Annotated in this window: 13 protein-coding genes; 9 read left to right on the top strand and 4 right to left on the bottom strand. The window is 69.2% G+C overall.

Features of this window, described 5'->3' with window-relative positions; translation table 11 throughout:
• Window positions 1-329: 329 nt before the first annotated feature.
• Window positions 330-1,832 carry an AMP nucleosidase gene (locus TSB10P1A_RS05750; RefSeq protein WP_371515071.1) on the top strand — a complete coding sequence of 501 codons (1,503 nt, stop codon included), beginning with the start codon at window positions 330-332 and terminating at the stop codon, window positions 1,830-1,832.
• An 18-nt stretch (window positions 1,833-1,850) separates the two neighbouring features.
• On the opposite strand, the gene TSB10P1A_RS05745 is transcribed toward TSB10P1A_RS05750, so the two are convergent.
• Window positions 1,851-2,399, bottom strand: coding sequence for a 2OG-Fe(II) oxygenase (locus TSB10P1A_RS05745; RefSeq protein ID WP_186386947.1), 549 nt, complete (start codon window positions 2,397-2,399; stop codon window positions 1,851-1,853).
• Between the two features lie 86 nt (window positions 2,400-2,485).
• Window positions 2,486-3,580, bottom strand: a complete 1,095-nt coding sequence (gene mutY, locus TSB10P1A_RS05740) for an A/G-specific adenine glycosylase (RefSeq protein ID WP_186386946.1) — start codon at window positions 3,578-3,580, stop codon at window positions 2,486-2,488.
• Between the two features lie 160 nt (window positions 3,581-3,740).
• Here mutY and TSB10P1A_RS05735 point away from each other — a divergent pair, with 160 nt between their 5' ends.
• The 8 genes from TSB10P1A_RS05735 (at window position 3,741) to TSB10P1A_RS05700 (ending at window position 11,573) form a co-directional block, all read left to right on the top strand.
• Window positions 3,741-4,289: a DUF721 domain-containing protein gene (locus tag TSB10P1A_RS05735; protein ID WP_208987016.1), complete on the top strand. Its 549-nt coding sequence runs from the start codon at window positions 3,741-3,743 to the stop codon at window positions 4,287-4,289.
• A 150-nt stretch (window positions 4,290-4,439) separates the two neighbouring features.
• Window positions 4,440-5,078, top strand: a complete 639-nt coding sequence (locus TSB10P1A_RS05730; protein ID WP_186386945.1) for a DsbA family protein — start codon at window positions 4,440-4,442, stop codon at window positions 5,076-5,078.
• A 131-nt stretch (window positions 5,079-5,209) separates the two neighbouring features.
• Entirely contained in the window at window positions 5,210-8,680 is a 3,471-nt protein-coding gene (gene smc / locus TSB10P1A_RS05725) for a chromosome segregation protein SMC (RefSeq protein WP_186386944.1), read from the top strand.
• 215 nt (window positions 8,681-8,895) lie between these two features.
• Window positions 8,896-9,258, top strand: coding sequence for an AtpZ/AtpI family protein (locus TSB10P1A_RS05720; RefSeq protein ID WP_186386943.1), 363 nt, complete (start codon window positions 8,896-8,898; stop codon window positions 9,256-9,258).
• Between the two features lie 80 nt (window positions 9,259-9,338).
• A complete protein-coding gene (locus tag TSB10P1A_RS05715) occupies window positions 9,339-10,097 on the top strand; it encodes a F0F1 ATP synthase subunit A (protein ID WP_186386942.1) in 759 nt (252 codons plus the stop codon).
• 78 nt (window positions 10,098-10,175) lie between these two features.
• Window positions 10,176-10,403, top strand: coding sequence for a F0F1 ATP synthase subunit C (locus TSB10P1A_RS05710; RefSeq protein WP_067220716.1), 228 nt, complete (start codon window positions 10,176-10,178; stop codon window positions 10,401-10,403).
• Window positions 10,404-10,513: 110 nt separating this feature from the next.
• Window positions 10,514-11,083 carry a F0F1 ATP synthase subunit B gene (locus tag TSB10P1A_RS05705; protein ID WP_186386941.1) on the top strand — a complete coding sequence of 190 codons (570 nt, stop codon included), beginning with the start codon at window positions 10,514-10,516 and terminating at the stop codon, window positions 11,081-11,083.
• A 10-nt stretch (window positions 11,084-11,093) separates the two neighbouring features.
• Window positions 11,094-11,573 (top strand): F0F1 ATP synthase subunit B, encoded by a 480-nt coding sequence (locus tag TSB10P1A_RS05700; protein WP_186386940.1) that lies wholly within the window; start codon window positions 11,094-11,096, stop codon window positions 11,571-11,573.
• Window positions 11,574-11,945: 372 nt separating this feature from the next.
• Here TSB10P1A_RS05700 and TSB10P1A_RS05695 read toward each other — a convergent pair whose 3' ends face one another.
• On the bottom strand, window positions 11,946-12,608 hold the full coding sequence (locus tag TSB10P1A_RS05695) for a ribonuclease HII (protein ID WP_186386939.1): 663 nt from the start codon (window positions 12,606-12,608) through the stop codon (window positions 11,946-11,948).
• 119 nt (window positions 12,609-12,727) lie between these two features.
• The gene (locus TSB10P1A_RS05690; protein WP_186386938.1) at window positions 12,728-13,867 is read right to left on the bottom strand and encodes a PA0069 family radical SAM protein; all 1,140 of its coding nucleotides are present in this window, start codon (window positions 13,865-13,867) and stop codon (window positions 12,728-12,730) included.
• Window positions 13,868-13,893 lie beyond the last annotated feature (26 nt).

Below are 13,893 nucleotides of genomic sequence, written 5' to 3'. Positions count from 1 at the left end.
GGTAAATCGGGAGTTAAGGCGCTGGAGAAAAAACGCCTTTTGAATCAATCCTCTGTTTACCTTTCCCGGCCGTCGCGGGCGCACTGCTTCGCTTCGTTAACGAGAGGGCGCAAGGGGCCTCCCGGCAAGTTTTGCCTAATGCTCTGGAGCGCTTGCGGATTTTCGCGGTGCCGGGCCGGCGCTGTTGCGGAATGCAAGACCCCGGCGCCCGGAAGGTTAACGGCGGCCGGACAGGAAGCGGCTGCAGTGGCCGTTCAGAAAAATCTTTTCGGGACATGAAATAAATTTCATACTGGCTTGCCAGAATAACAACAGAAGAAAGGCACCTCATGGGCATCGACACCTCGAACATGGACCGTCCGGAAGACCTAGCGGTGCTCGAACCGCCGCACACGCCGTATCAGGCCTTCACCGATGCCGGGGCCGCCGTCGAGCGACTGCGGGAACTGTTCGAGGCCAACACCGCCTTCCTGCGCGAGGCCTTCGCCGAGTTCCTCGCCGGCCGCATTCCGCAAGGGCGGGTGCGGGCCTGCTATCCGGAAGTGCGGATCGCCACCGCCACCCATTCGCGCATCGACAGCCGGCTGTCCTATGGCTTCGTGTCGGGACCGGGCGTCCATGCGGCGACGGTGACGCGCCCGGACCTGTTCGGCTCCTATCTGAAGGAGCAGATCGAGCTGCTGCTGCGCAACCACGAGGTGCCGGTGGAGGTGGGGACCAGCGCCCTGCCGATCCCGCTGCATTTCGCCTTCTATGACGGCACCCATGTGGAAGGGGCGGCCGAGGTGCTGCAGCGCCCGCTCGCCGATGTCTTCGACCTGCCGGACCTGTCGATCCTGGACGATGCCATCGTCAACGGCACCTATGAGGCGCCGCCCGGCGCGCCGCGGCCGCTGGCGCCCTTCACCGCGCCGCGCGTCGACTATTCGCTGCACCGGCTGCAGCACTACACCGCGACGGCGGCCGAGCATTTCCAGAACTACGTCATCCTGACCAACTACCAGTTCTATATCGACGAGTTCTGCCGGCTGGCCCAGGAACTCCTGGCCGATCCGGCCAGCGGCTACACCCGCTTCGTCGAACCGGGCAACCTGGTGACGGAGGCGGGCTGCGAACGGTGCGACGGGCCGGGCCAGCGGCTGCCGCAGATGCCGGCCTATCACCTGGTGCGCCCGGGATCCTCCGGCGTCACCATGGTCAATATCGGCGTCGGCCCGTCCAACGCCAAGACGATCACCGACCATGTGGCGGTGCTGCGCCCGCATGCCTGGCTGATGCTGGGCCACTGCGCCGGCTTGCGCAACAGCCAGAAGCTCGGCGACTATGTGCTGGCGCATGGCTATGTCCGCGAGGACCATGTGCTGGACGCGGACCTGCCGACCTGGGTGCCGATCCCGCCGCTGGCCGAGGTGCAGGTGGCGCTGGAACGGGCGGTGGAGGAGATCACCGGCCTTGCCGGCTATGAGCTGAAGCGGGTGATGCGCACCGGCACGGTCGCCTCGATCGACAACCGCAACTGGGAACTGCGCGACCACCGCGAGCCGGTGCAGCGCTTCTCCCAGTCGAGGGCCATCGCGCTCGACATGGAATCGGCGACGATCGCGGCGAACGGCTTCCGCTTCCGCGTGCCCTACGGCACGCTGCTCTGCGTCTCCGACAAGCCGCTGCACGGCGAACTCAAGCTGCCGGGCATGGCGACGGATTTCTACAAGCGGCAGGTGGCGCAGCATCTGCGCATCGGCATCCGCAGCATGGAGATCCTGCGGGCGATGCCGCGCGAGCGGCTCCACTCCAGAAAGCTGCGCTCCTTCGCCGAGACGGCGTTCCAGTAAAAAGGGACGCCGCCGCGTTCAGCGGAACTGCGGCCCGTGGCACCAGCAGGTCAGCGAGTACCGCCGGCCGAGGGAGACGGGCGCCACCCGGTGCAGCATGAAGGAGGCGAACAGCGTGGCGTCGCCGATGCCGCGCTCGGCCGTCCATAGCGCGCTGCCGAGGTTGATCTGCAACTCGCCGCCCCGATAGGCGGCCGGCTCGCTGAGCTGCACGACGATGGTCAGCTTGCGGCGCCGGGCGATGGGGCCGTCGCCGATGTCGGAATGCCAGTCGTAATGGCCGGCATCGCTCTCGTCATAGGTCGCGACCTGTAGCCGCTCACCGAACTCGGTGATGGCGAAGTCGAAATGCTCGCGATTGGCCGCGGCCACGCCCGCAACGATCCGCTCCATCACCCAGGCGGCGCTGCCGGTGTCGTCGAGCCAGGCGATCCTTGCCCGGCGGATGTCCTGATGCTGCTGGCCGCCGACGAGGCCGCCCGCCGCCATCTGCGCCTCGTCCGCAAGACGGATGACCTCGCGGGCTTCTTCTTTGGAAAACAATGCCGGAATGGAACGCGTGAACATCGGCCGAAGTCTCCGCAACGGCGAAAGTTGCGCGTCTATGCGGCAGTTCCCCGGAAAACGCAATCGAATTGGGAGGGCCCCTTGCGTCAGGCGGAAAGCCCCGCCTCGACCGCCTTGCGCATCACCGTCGGCAGCGCCTCGCCGGCCAGTTCCGATGGCGCCGACCACCAGCATCCCTCGGGTGCGGCAAGGCTCATCGGCGCCGACGCATGCCAGACCGCAAGCTCCAGATGGAAATGCGTGAAGGTGTGGCGCACGTCGCTGGCAACGCGGCTCCAGCGCAGCCGCGCGGCGGCAAGCTCCGGCGGCAGCAAGGTGACGTCGCCGCCGTCGATGTCCTCTCCCCAGGCGCTCACCGGCGGCTCGCTCATGCCGCCGAGCAGGCCCTTCGGCGGGCGGCGGCGCAGCAGCACCGCGCCGTCCTGGCGCTTCACGACGAAGGCGAGGCCGAAGCGGGTGGGCTTGGCCGCCTTGCGCTGCTTGACCGGCAGGGTCTCGGCGATGCCGAGGCGTCTCGCCTCGCAAGGGGCGGACCAGGGGCAGAGCGCGCAGGCGGGCTTGCGCGGACTGCAGAGGCTGGCGCCGAGATCCATCATCGCCTGGGCGAAGTCGCCGGGCCGCTCGCGCGGCACCATCCGTTCGACGGCGGCGCGGATGTCGGGTTTGGAGGCGGGCAGCGGCGTCTCGATGGCATGCAGGCGCGAGGTGACGCGCTCGACATTGCCGTCGACGACGGTGGCCGGCCGGTCATGGGCGATGGCGGCGATGGCCGCCGCCGTATAGGGGCCGATGCCGGGCAGGGCGCGCAAGGCGTCCTCCGTGTCTGGAAAGACGCCGCCATGCGCGGCGACGACGGCCTCGGCGCAGGCCTTGAGATTGCGCGCCCGCGAATAATAGCCGAGCCCGGCCCAGGCCTTCATCACCTCGGCCTCGTCGGCCGCCGCAAGATCCGCGACCGTGGGCCAGCGCTCGGTGAAGGCGGCGAAATAGGGCTTCACCGCCTGCACCGTGGTCTGCTGCAGCATGATCTCGGAGAGCCAGACCCGGTAGGGATCGGGCGCCTGACCCTGCCGGCGGTCGCGCGGGGCGACGCGCCAGGGCAGCACACGGGCGTGGCGGTCGTACCAGGCAAGCAGGGCGGCGGCGAGATCGGCTGCGGGGGCAAGGTGCGGTGCGGTCATGGGACATCAGAATCGGTGCTGCGGGCGCGATTGCAAGGGCGCGCTCCCCCCGCGGGCCTGCGATCTGTGGATGGCGGGGTTCCGGGGACAGCGGTGACGAACCGGTCCTTGCGCGCGAACTGTCGCAAAAGGGTCGCAATTCATGCATGAAAAAGGAGACATGTCTGATTCGCGGCACTCTCGACCGAAGGCAGGAGCGAGCCCCGGCTATATGCGCCGGGTGACGCGCGCGCGCCCGCTTGCCGACCTGATCGGCAAGACGCTGGAGCCGGCCTGCCGCAAGCGCGGCTTTGCCGCCGCCGATCTGCTGTCCGACTGGCCGGAGATCGTCGGCGAGCGCTATGCCGGCCGGGTGCAGCCGGTGCGGCTCGACTGGCCGCGCGGCGGCCGGGACAGCGCCTTCGAGGACGTGCCGCGCCCGGCGACGCTGGTGGTGCAGACCGATGGGGCGACCGCGCTGCTGCTGACCCATGAGATGCCGCAGCTCGTCGAGCGCATCAACGGCTTCTTCGGCTGGGCCGCGGTGGAGCGCATCCGCATCCTGCAGCGCCCGGTCACCGACCGCCGCCGCAAGCCGCCGCCGAAGCTGCGCCCGCTCACTGGCGCCGAGGAGGCCGAGCTTGCCGAGCGGCTGGTCGCCGTGGAGGGCACGCCGCTCGGCGCCGCGCTGGAACGGCTGGGCCGGGCGGTGCTCGCCCGCACCCGCTGAACCTGCTCGCGATCTTGTGAAGCAGGCAGAACTCCGCCGGTTTCCGCGCTCCCAATGCCGCCACAATGTGGGTGTCGTTTGAAATTCGCGCAAAAGGCGATTAACACGACCTAACGCCGATAGACCCTTTCACTGAGTGGGAAGAGACCCGTGAGCCTGAACCGTCGTCAGTTGATCCTGCGTTCCTCCGCCGGCCTGCTTGTGGCCGGCACCGTGCTGCCGGCGCTGCCCGCCTTCGCCCAGACGGTCAATGTCGAGGAGTTGATGCAGCCGGGCGCGCTTCCCGACAAGGTGTTGGGCAGCGAGGACGCGCCGCTCACCATCGTCGAATATTCCTCGATGACCTGCGGCCACTGCGCCAATTTCCACAAGAACACCTATCCGCATCTCAAGAAGGAATATCTGGACACCGGCAAGGCGCGCCTGATTTTCCGCGAGTTCCCGCTCGATCCGGTTGCCTCCGCCGCCTTCATGCTGGCGCGGGCGGTGCCGGAGGAAAAATACTTCGACGTGATCGAGTTCATGTTCGCCGAGCAGCGGGCCTGGGCCTTCACCCAGGACCCCTACAACTCGCTGCTGAACTTCGCCAAGCAGATCGGCTTCACCCAGGAGACCTTCGAAAAGACCCTGACCGATCAGGCTCTGCTTGACGCGATCAATGCGACGCGCGACCGTGCATCCAGCCAGTTCGGCGTCAACTCGACGCCGACGTTCTTCTTCAACGGGAACAAGGTCAGCGGTGCGATCTCGCCTGACGAACTCGACAAGCAGGCTGCCAAGTATCTCTAGGACCGCTGACGCCGGCCGCAGAGATCCTGTGGCCGGCGTCGCGCCTGATGTAGCGCCCGGCGTCGCGCCTGACGTAGTGCCTGGCGTATTGCCCGGCCCGATCCTTCGGCAACGCCTGTGACGCCGCCGCGATGAAGTTCAGCAAGCTCCGCGTCCTCGGCTTCAAGTCCTTCGTCGAACCGATGGAATTCATCATCGGCGACGGCCTGACCGGCGTGGTCGGGCCGAACGGCTGCGGCAAGTCCAATCTCGTCGAGGCCCTGCGCTGGGTCATGGGCGAGAATTCCTACAAGAACATGCGCGCGTCCGGCATGGACGACGTGATCTTCTCCGGCAGCCTCAACCGCCCGGCCCGCAACACCGCCGAAGTCACGCTGTTCCTCGACAATGCCGACCGCACCGCGCCGGCCGGCTTCAACGACAGCGACGCGCTGGAAGTGACCCGGCGGATCGAGCGCGAGGCGGGCTCCAACTACAAGATCAACGCCCGCGACGTGCGCGCACGCGACGTCCAGCTTCTGTTCGCCGACGCCTCGACCGGCGCCCGCTCGCCCGCGCTCGTGCGCCAGGGCCAGATCGGCGAGCTGATCGCCGCCAAGCCGACCTCCCGCCGCCAGATCCTGGAAGAGGCCGCCGGCATTTCCGGCCTGCATTCGCGCCGCCACGAGGCGGAGCTGCGCCTGCGCGCCGCCGAGCAGAACCTGGACCGGCTGGAGGACGTTCTCGTCCAGATCGACGGCCAGCTCGACAACCTGCGCCGCCAGGCCCGCCAGGCGAGCCGCTTCCGCAACCTCTCCGCCGAGATCCGCTCGGCCGAGGCCGGGCTCTATTACCTGCGCTGGCTCGACTGCCGCGACAGGCTGAAGGCGGCGGAGGCCGAATTTGCGGAAGCCGAGGAGGGGGTGCGGCTGGTCGCGCTGGCCCAGGCGGAAGCGGCGAAGAACCAGGCGATCTCCGCCCACAAGGTGCCGGAGATGCGCGAGGCCTCGGCCCGCGCCGGGGCGGCGGTGCAGCGGCTGGTCATTGCCCGCAACGAGCTGGACGGCGAGGAGCGCCGTATCCGCGAGCGCCTGTCGGACCTCTCCGGCCGCCTGCAGCAGCTCCAGCAGGACATCGCCCGCGAACAGGCGCTGGTCGGCGAGAACGACGAGCACCTGTCGCTGCTCGCCGAGGAAGAGGAAGAGCTGCGCGGCGAGGACCTGTCGCAGGAGGAACGCGCCGAGGAGGCGCGGCTCGCGGTGGCGGCGGCGGGCGAACTGGTCGCGGCGGCCGAGGAGCGGCTGTCGGCGCTGACCCAGCAACAGGCCGGCATCGTCGCGCGGCGGCGGCAGCTCGAGGAGGCGCATCGCACGGCGGTCCAGCGGGCCGAGCGGCTCCTTGCCCAGCATGGCGAGGCGGCAGCGCAGGTGGTGGCGCTGGAGGCGGATATCGAGGGCGCGCCGGCGCTGGAAATGGGCCGCGAGGCGCTGCTCGACGCGGAAGGCCGGCTGGATCTCGCCGAAGAGCGGGTGCTGGAGACGGAAGAGCGCACCCGCGCCCGCCGCGCCGCCGTCGAGGCCGCGCGCCAGCCGCTCAGCGACGCGGAGGCGGCGCTGTCGCGGCTGGAAACGGAAGCGCGCACGCTCAATGAGGTTCTGTCCGCCGGACAGGCCGGCGAATGGCCGGCGGTGGTCGAGGCGATGACGGTGGAGCCGGGCTTCGAGACGGCGCTGGGCGCCGCGCTCGGCGAGGATCTCGACGCGCCGGTGGGCGGCGAGGCACCGATGCGCTGGAGCGCGGAGGCCGCGGACGGCGAGGTACTCGCCGCCGATCCGAAGCTGCCCGAGGGCTGCCGACCCTTGTCGCTGGTGGTGCGGGCCCCAGTGGCGCTGGCGCGGCGGCTGGCCCAGATCGGCCTTGTCGAGGAGGGCGACGCGGAGCGTCTCATGCGGCAGCTCAGGCCCGGCCAGCGGCTGGTCAGCCGTGCCGGCGCCGTCTGGCGCTGGGACGGCTTTGTGGTTTCCGCCGATGCGCCGACGGCGGCGGCGCAGCGCCTTGCCCGCAAGAACCGGCTGGCGGCGCTGGACCTGGAGATCGCCGCGGCTGCCGAGCGGATGGACGCCTTGCGCGAGGCGTTCGCGGCCGCCGAGGCGGCGCTGCGCATGGCGGCCGATGCCGAGGACGGGACCCGCCAGGAGGTACGCGCGGCCCGCGCGGCCGCCGATGCGGCGCGCCAGGAGGTGCTGCGGCTGGAGCGCGCCCATGCCGAGGCCGAGGCGCGGCTTGCGGGCCTGCGCGCCACCGTGGAGCGGCTCGCCGGCGATCTGGCCGAGGCGCGCGAGGCGGCGGAAATGACCGCGGCGGCGCTGGAGGAGATTTCCGGCAGCGAGGGATTGCAGGGCGCGATCGACGCGGCGCGGGCGGAAGCGGCGGAAGCGCGCGCGGCGCTGTCGCGCGAACAGGCCGCCGCCGATGGTCTGGCGCGCGAGAGCGATCTGCGCCGCCGCCGGATGGAGGCGATCGCCCGCGAACGGGCGAGCTGGATCGCCCGCGCGGCCGGCGCCCGCCAGCAGATCGAGGTGCTGGGCGAACGCATCGCCGCCGCCGAGGACGAGCGGATGGCGCTGATGGAGGCGCCGGAGGACATCGAGCTGAAGCGCCGGGCGCTGCTCGGGGAGATTTCGGCCGCCGAGGAGGCGCGCCGCGCCGCCGACGACGCGCTCGCCACCGCCGAGGCGAAACAGCGCGAGGCCGACCAGCAGGCGCATCAGGCGCTGGCGATGCTGGGCGAGGCGCGCGAGCGGCGCATCCGCGCCGAGGAACGGCTGGCCGCCGCATCGAGCCGCAAGAGCGAGATCGAGGCGCGAATCGACGAGACGCTGGAAGTCGCCGTCTCCGCCCTGCCGGGACTGGCCGGGCTGAGGGAGGGCGCGCCGCTGCCCGATCCGGACGGCATCGAGCGGCGGGTGGAGCGGCTGAAGGGCGAGCGCGAGCGGCTCGGCGGCGTCAACCTGCGCGCCGAGGAGGAACTGTCGCAGATCGAGGGCCAGCGGGGCACCTTGATCAGCGAGCGCGACGACCTGATCGAGGCGATCAAGCGGCTGCGCGGAGCGATCTCCAACATCAACCGCGAGGCGCGCGAGCGCCTGCTGTCGGCTTTCGACACGGTGAACGGCCATTTCCAGCGCCTGTTCACCCATCTGTTCGGCGGCGGCACGGCCGAATTGCAACTGGTCGATGCGGAAGACCCGCTCGACGCCGGCCTCGAGATCATCGCCCGCCCGCCGGGCAAGAAGCCGCAGACCATGACGCTGCTGTCGGGCGGCGAGCAGGCGCTGACGGCGATGGCGCTGATCTTCGCCGTGTTCCTGACCAATCCGGCGCCGATCTGCGTGCTCGACGAGGTCGACGCGCCGCTCGACGATGCCAATGTCGAGCGCTATTGCGACCTCCTGGACGAGATGACCCGCAGCACCGCCACCCGCTTCGTGGTGATCACCCACAACCCGATCACCATGGCGCGGATGAACCGCCTGTTCGGCGTCACCATGGCCGAGCGCGGGGTTTCGCAGCTCGTGTCCGTCGATCTGCAGACCGCGGAGCGGTTTCGCGAGGCGGTGTGAGCGCCTCCCGCGCCGTGCAATGCAGCACGGTCTTGCGAAGACGGCTCCCGGACAGTTCGACGCAGGGCGTCTTTTGCCATGAAAGATGTGATATTACAGGGGCTTGAAGGTTTTTTGCGTGTTCTTGACAGGGGCAGGGGCGCCGACTATGGTGCGCCCGGCTTCCAGGGGTCGGCGACCTGCGCCGGAGCGTATCGGGAAAGGGGACTTTAGCGATGTCTCCCGACGAGGACGAACCGGGTTCGCGCGGATTGCGGCCAACGGAAGCGGAACTGTCCGAGCGAAGAAGCCGGCTGGCACGGGCGCTCGAGGAAAAGGCGACGCAGGCCGAAGGGCCGAAAAGCGGGTCGTCCTCGGGCACGGGACAGGGGTATGCTCAGGCCATGAAGCTGTCGACGGAGTTCGTCGCCGGCGTTCTGGTAGGGGCTGCCATCGGCTGGATGATCGACAAGGGGTTCGGGACGAGCCCCTGGGGCTTGATCGTCTTCCTCCTGTTGGGCTTTGTCGCGGGCGTGCTGAACGTCTTGCGGTCCGCCGGTCTGGTGGCCGAGCCGCATGACGGGTCGCGCGACGGATAGTTCGAAGCTGAATTCAGGCCGGTTCGCGACGGGTTCGCGCGCCGGCATGTCATGCGACCGCTAGACGAGGGGCTGACCCGGTGGCGAACGATCCGATCTCGCAGTTCAAGATCACCAAGCTCGTTCCGATCGAGGTCGGCGGCCTCGATCTTTCCTTCACCAATTCCTCGCTGTTCATGGTGGCGACCACGGCGGTCGTCGCGGCCTTCCTGATCCTGTCGACCAGCGGGCGCGGGCTCGTTCCGGGGCGCTGGCAGTCGGTCGCGGAAATGTCCTACGAATTCGTGGCGAACACGCTGAGAAATGCCGCCGGCAACGAGGGCATGCGCTTCTTCCCGCTGGTGTTCTCGCTGTTCATGTTCGTGCTGATCGCCAACCTGATCGGCATGTTCCCCTACTTCTTCACCGTCACCAGCCACCTGATCGTCACCTTCGCCCTGGCGATGCTGGTGATCGGCACGGTGATGGTCTACGGCTTCGCCAAGCACGGCGCGAAGTTCCTGAAGCTGTTCACCCCGGCCGGGGTGCCGCCGGTGCTGTACATCCTGGTGACGCCGATCGAGATCATCTCGTTCCTGTCGCGCCCGGTCAGCCTGTCGGTTCGTCTGTTCGCCAACATGCTGGCGGGCCACATCACGCTGAAGGTCTTCGCCGGCTTCGTCACCTCGCTGATCGCGGCCGAGGGCCTCGGCATCATGGGTCCGGTGTTCTCGATCCTGCCGCTGGCGATGACCGTCGCGCTGACCGGCCTGGAATTCCTGGTGGCGTTCCTGCAGGCCTATGTTTTCACGGTTCTGACTTGCATGTACCTCAACGATGCCCTGCATCCGAGCCACTAAGAGTCAGTTTGGTTCGGCCCCGCAATAAGGCGGGGCCGTCGTTACGTCGCTGCAATCTCACCTCAAGGAGCTAGTGTCATGGAAGCTGAAGCAGCAAAGTACATCGGTGCGGGTCTCGCCTGCCTTGGCATGGCCGGTACCGCTCTCGGCCTCGGCAATATCTTCGGCAGCTACCTGTCGGGCGCCCTGCGCAACCCGTCTGCCGCCGATGGCCAGTTCGGCCGCCTCATCTTCGGCTTCGCCGTGACCGAGGCGCTCGGCATCTTCTCGCTTCTCGTCGCCCTTCTCCTGCTCTTCGCCGTCTAAGACGTCGGATTGCGTCAGCGACGCAAATTCTCCGGCCGGGGGCATGACGCGCCCGGCCGGCGCTTCGCGCAAGCCGCGATGCGTGCATGGCTGCGGCATTGGAGATGATAATGGCCACGACCGGCGCCGAGACCCAACACGATAGCTCTACCCACGCTGTCATCGAGATCCCGGCCGACGAACATTCGGTCGGCACGTTCCCTCCTTTCGACGGGGCGACCTACGCATCGCAGCTTCTCTGGCTGGCGATAACCTTCGGCGTGCTCTACTGGATCATGACCAGGGTGGCGCTGCCGCGCCTCAGCGGCATCCTGGAGGATCGCCGCGACCGGATCGCCGGCGACATCGCCGAGGCGAACCGCCTGAACGACGAGAGCAACGCCGCGATCGCCGCCTATGAGCAGGCGCTGGCGGAGGCTCGCAACAACGCGCATAAGATCGCCCTGGACACCCGCGAGAAGCTGAAGGCCGACATCGACCGTCGCCGCGCGGAGACCGAGAAGGGTCTCTCCGAGAAGCTGGCGCAGGCCGAGGCCCGCATCGCCGAGGTCAAGGCCGCCGCGCTGGGCAACGTCAGCGAGATCGCCCGCGACACCACCAGCGAGCTGGTCGAGGCCCTGATCGGCAAGGCGCCGACCGCGACCGAACTCAACAAGGCCGTCGATACGGCGATGAAGTGAGGACAGCCTGATGGACGCTTCTGCATGGGCTCTCGTCGGCCTCGTCATCTTTCTCGGGCTGATCGTCTACATGAAGGTCCCCGGCATGGTCGGGTCCTCGCTGGACAAGCGGGCTGACACGATCCGCAAGGAACTCGAGGACGCCCGCCGTCTGCGCGAGGAGGCCCAGGCCCTGCTCGCCGACTACCAGCGCCGCCGCCAGGAGGCCGAGAGCGAGGCCGAGGGCATCGTCGCCGAGGCCAAGCGCGAGGCAGACCGCCTGACGCTGGAGGCCAATGCGGCCCTGGAGGATCTGATCGCCCGCCGCACCGTGGCCGCCGAGCGCAAGATCGCCCAGGCCGAGGCCCAGGCGATCGCCGAGGTGCGCTCGCGCGCCGCCGATATCGCGGTGGCCGCCGCCGAGACGATCCTCGCCAAGAAGGTCGCCGGCAGCGTTGGCGACGACCTGCTCGCCAAGAGCATTCAGGAAGTGAAGACCCGCCTCAACTGAGCCGGCACCTTCCCATTCCGCTTCGAGACGGCCCCTTCGCGGGGCCGTTTTCGTTTGGGGCGGCGTGAAGGTTGACCGGGTTCGGGTGCGGCCCCTTCGGACTTGCGTTTTCTACCGAGGCCTCTCCTTGCGTCTTCCCGGACGAAGCCGAAGGCCGACGATCCGGGACCGGGGAGGCACGGTGCCTGAGGCAGGTGTGACGCATTTCCACAAACGCCCTCGGCTCTCCGATCCCGCATCTGCAGCTTCGCTGCGTGCGGGATGACGCGGGGAGGGGGTGGTGCGCGAGAGCGAGCGCCGTCCGGGAGGACGCCGGGAGGGGGCGTGCATGCGGGATGGCGGCGCAGGGCGCGCGCGCGTCGCGCGCGTCCATTACGCCTCGCGCAGGCCGAGCGCCACGGCGACCGGGCGGAAGCTGCGCCGGTGCAGCGGGCAGGGACCCTGGCGGGCAAGCGCGGCGGCATGCTGCGCGGTGCCATAGCCCTTGTGGCCGGCAAAGCCGTAGCCGGGAAACAGGCTGTCCATCCGCGTCATCAGCCGATCGCGGGTGACCTTGGCGACGATCGAGGCGGCGGCGACGCAGAGCAGGCGGCCGTCGCCCTTCACCGCCGCCTGTCCGGGGGCGGGCAGGCCCGGCGGCACGTCGCGTCCGTCGATCAGACAGGCGAGCGGGGCGAGCGGCAGGGCGCGGGCAGCGCGGGCCATCGCCTGCAGCGTTGCCGCGCGGATGTTGCGGGCGTCGATCTCGCGCGGCGAGGCGAGGGCGACGGCGACGGCGGCGGTCGCGAGAATCTCCTCGTAGAGCCGTTCGCGCCGCGCCTCGCTGAGGGTCTTCGAATCGGCGAGCCCGTCCGGAACCGCGGCGTGGTCGAGAATGACGGCGGCAACGGCGACGGGACCGGCCCAGGGGCCGCGGCCGGCCTCGTCGATGCCGGCGAGCCGCCGGTCGAAACGGCGGGAGAGCTCCCGCTCGGCCGCCGGGTCGAGCGTGGCCGGCAGGGCAAGCTGAAGGGTGGACGAGAGCGCGAAGACCATGCGCCCACCGTTCCGGCGCCGGCGCCGACGCGCAACAGAAATCTTCGCGAAATGCACCGAAGCATTGGCCGCCGCAGGCCGGCGGGCTGACGTCCGGGGCCGGCAAAGGACCGGCAGGCCTAGAAGAGCTGGAGCTGGACGCCGCCGGCGGTTGGGGGGAGGAACAGATCCGTTGCCAGCGGCTTGCGGTTGCGGTTGAGGCCGAGCCGCTTGCAGGCGAGCGCAAAGCGGTTGGCGAGCTGCTTGGCATAGGGCCCGTCGCCGCGCATCCGCTTGCCCCACGCAGCATCGTAGTCCTTGCCGCCGCGCATCGAGCGGATGAGGTTCATGACATGGCGGAAACTGTCCGGCCGGTGCCGCAGCAGCCAGTCGCGGAACAGCGGACTGACCTCGATCGGCAGCCGCAGCAGGATGTAGCCGGCACCGATGGCGCCGTTCTCGCTGGCCGCCTCCAGGATCTTCTCCATCTCCGAATCGGTCAGCGCCGGGATCACCGGCGCGACCATCACCGAGGTCGGAATGCCGGCCTGCGACAGGCCGCGGATCGCCTCCAGCCGCTTGGCCGGCGTTGCCGCGCGCGGCTCCATGGCGCGGGCGAGCTTGCGCTCCAGCGTCGTCACGGAGAGGGCGACGCGCACCAGCCCGCGCTCGGCCATCGGCGCCAGGATGTCGAGGTCGCGCAGCACCAGGGCCGACTTGGTGACGATGCCGACCGGATGGTTGCAGCGGTCGAGCACGGCGAGGATCTCGCGCATCAGTTTCCGCTCGCGCTCGATCGGCTGGTACGGATCGGTGTTGGTGCCGATGGCGATGGTGCGCGGGCTGTAGCCGGGCCGCGACAGCTCCCGCTCCAGCAGCTCGGCGGCATTCGGCTTGACGGTCAGCCGGGTTTCGAAGTCGAGGCCGGGCGACAGGCCGATATAGGCGTGGCTCGGCCTGGCGAAGCAGTAGATGCAGCCATGCTCGCAGCCGCGATAGGGATTGATCGAGCGGTCGAAGGAAATGTCGGGCGATTCGTTGCGGGTGATGATGGTGCGCGCCCGCTCTTCCTGCACATGGGTCTTGAGCGGCGGCAGGTCGTCCAGCGAGCCCCAGCCATCGTCGAAACTGTCGCGGCTTTCGCGCTCGTAGCGGCCGGCCATGTTGAGGCCGGCGGCCCGGCCGCGGCCGCGATGGGCGTTGACGCTGGCCGACAGCGCCTCCTCGGAGGCGTCCGTCGGATCGGGGATGGTGCTGCGCAACGGTGCCGGAGTGGCCATGGGAGGTCCCGGATGTTCCCTGTTGT

The organism is Stappia sp. TSB10P1A (assembly GCF_900185725.1).
Taxonomy (GTDB): Bacteria; Pseudomonadota; Alphaproteobacteria; order Rhizobiales; family Stappiaceae; genus Stappia.
The sequence above is the reverse complement of the archived record's forward strand: the minus strand, read 5'-3'. Positions and strand labels throughout refer to the sequence as shown.

Coding starts and splice junctions, on each gene's coding strand:
- TSB10P1A_RS05705 (WP_186386941.1), top strand. CDS start 10,514: ATGGCCACGACCGGCGCCGAGACCCAACACGATAGCTCTACCCACGCT.
- TSB10P1A_RS05710 (WP_067220716.1), top strand. CDS start 10,176: ATGGAAGCTGAAGCAGCAAAGTACATCGGTGCGGGTCTCGCCTGCCTT.
- mutY (WP_186386946.1), bottom strand. CDS start 3,580: ATGACCGCACCGCACCTTGCCCCCGCAGCCGATCTCGCCGCCGCCCTG.
- TSB10P1A_RS05690 (WP_186386938.1), bottom strand. CDS start 13,867: ATGGCCACTCCGGCACCGTTGCGCAGCACCATCCCCGATCCGACGGAC.
- TSB10P1A_RS05750 (WP_371515071.1), top strand. CDS start 330: ATGGGCATCGACACCTCGAACATGGACCGTCCGGAAGACCTAGCGGTG.
- TSB10P1A_RS05735 (WP_208987016.1), top strand. CDS start 3,741: ATGTCTGATTCGCGGCACTCTCGACCGAAGGCAGGAGCGAGCCCCGGC.
- TSB10P1A_RS05700 (WP_186386940.1), top strand. CDS start 11,094: ATGGACGCTTCTGCATGGGCTCTCGTCGGCCTCGTCATCTTTCTCGGG.
- TSB10P1A_RS05745 (WP_186386947.1), bottom strand. CDS start 2,399: ATGTTCACGCGTTCCATTCCGGCATTGTTTTCCAAAGAAGAAGCCCGC.
- smc (WP_186386944.1), top strand. CDS start 5,210: ATGAAGTTCAGCAAGCTCCGCGTCCTCGGCTTCAAGTCCTTCGTCGAA.
- TSB10P1A_RS05720 (WP_186386943.1), top strand. CDS start 8,896: ATGTCTCCCGACGAGGACGAACCGGGTTCGCGCGGATTGCGGCCAACG.
- TSB10P1A_RS05695 (WP_186386939.1), bottom strand. CDS start 12,608: ATGGTCTTCGCGCTCTCGTCCACCCTTCAGCTTGCCCTGCCGGCCACG.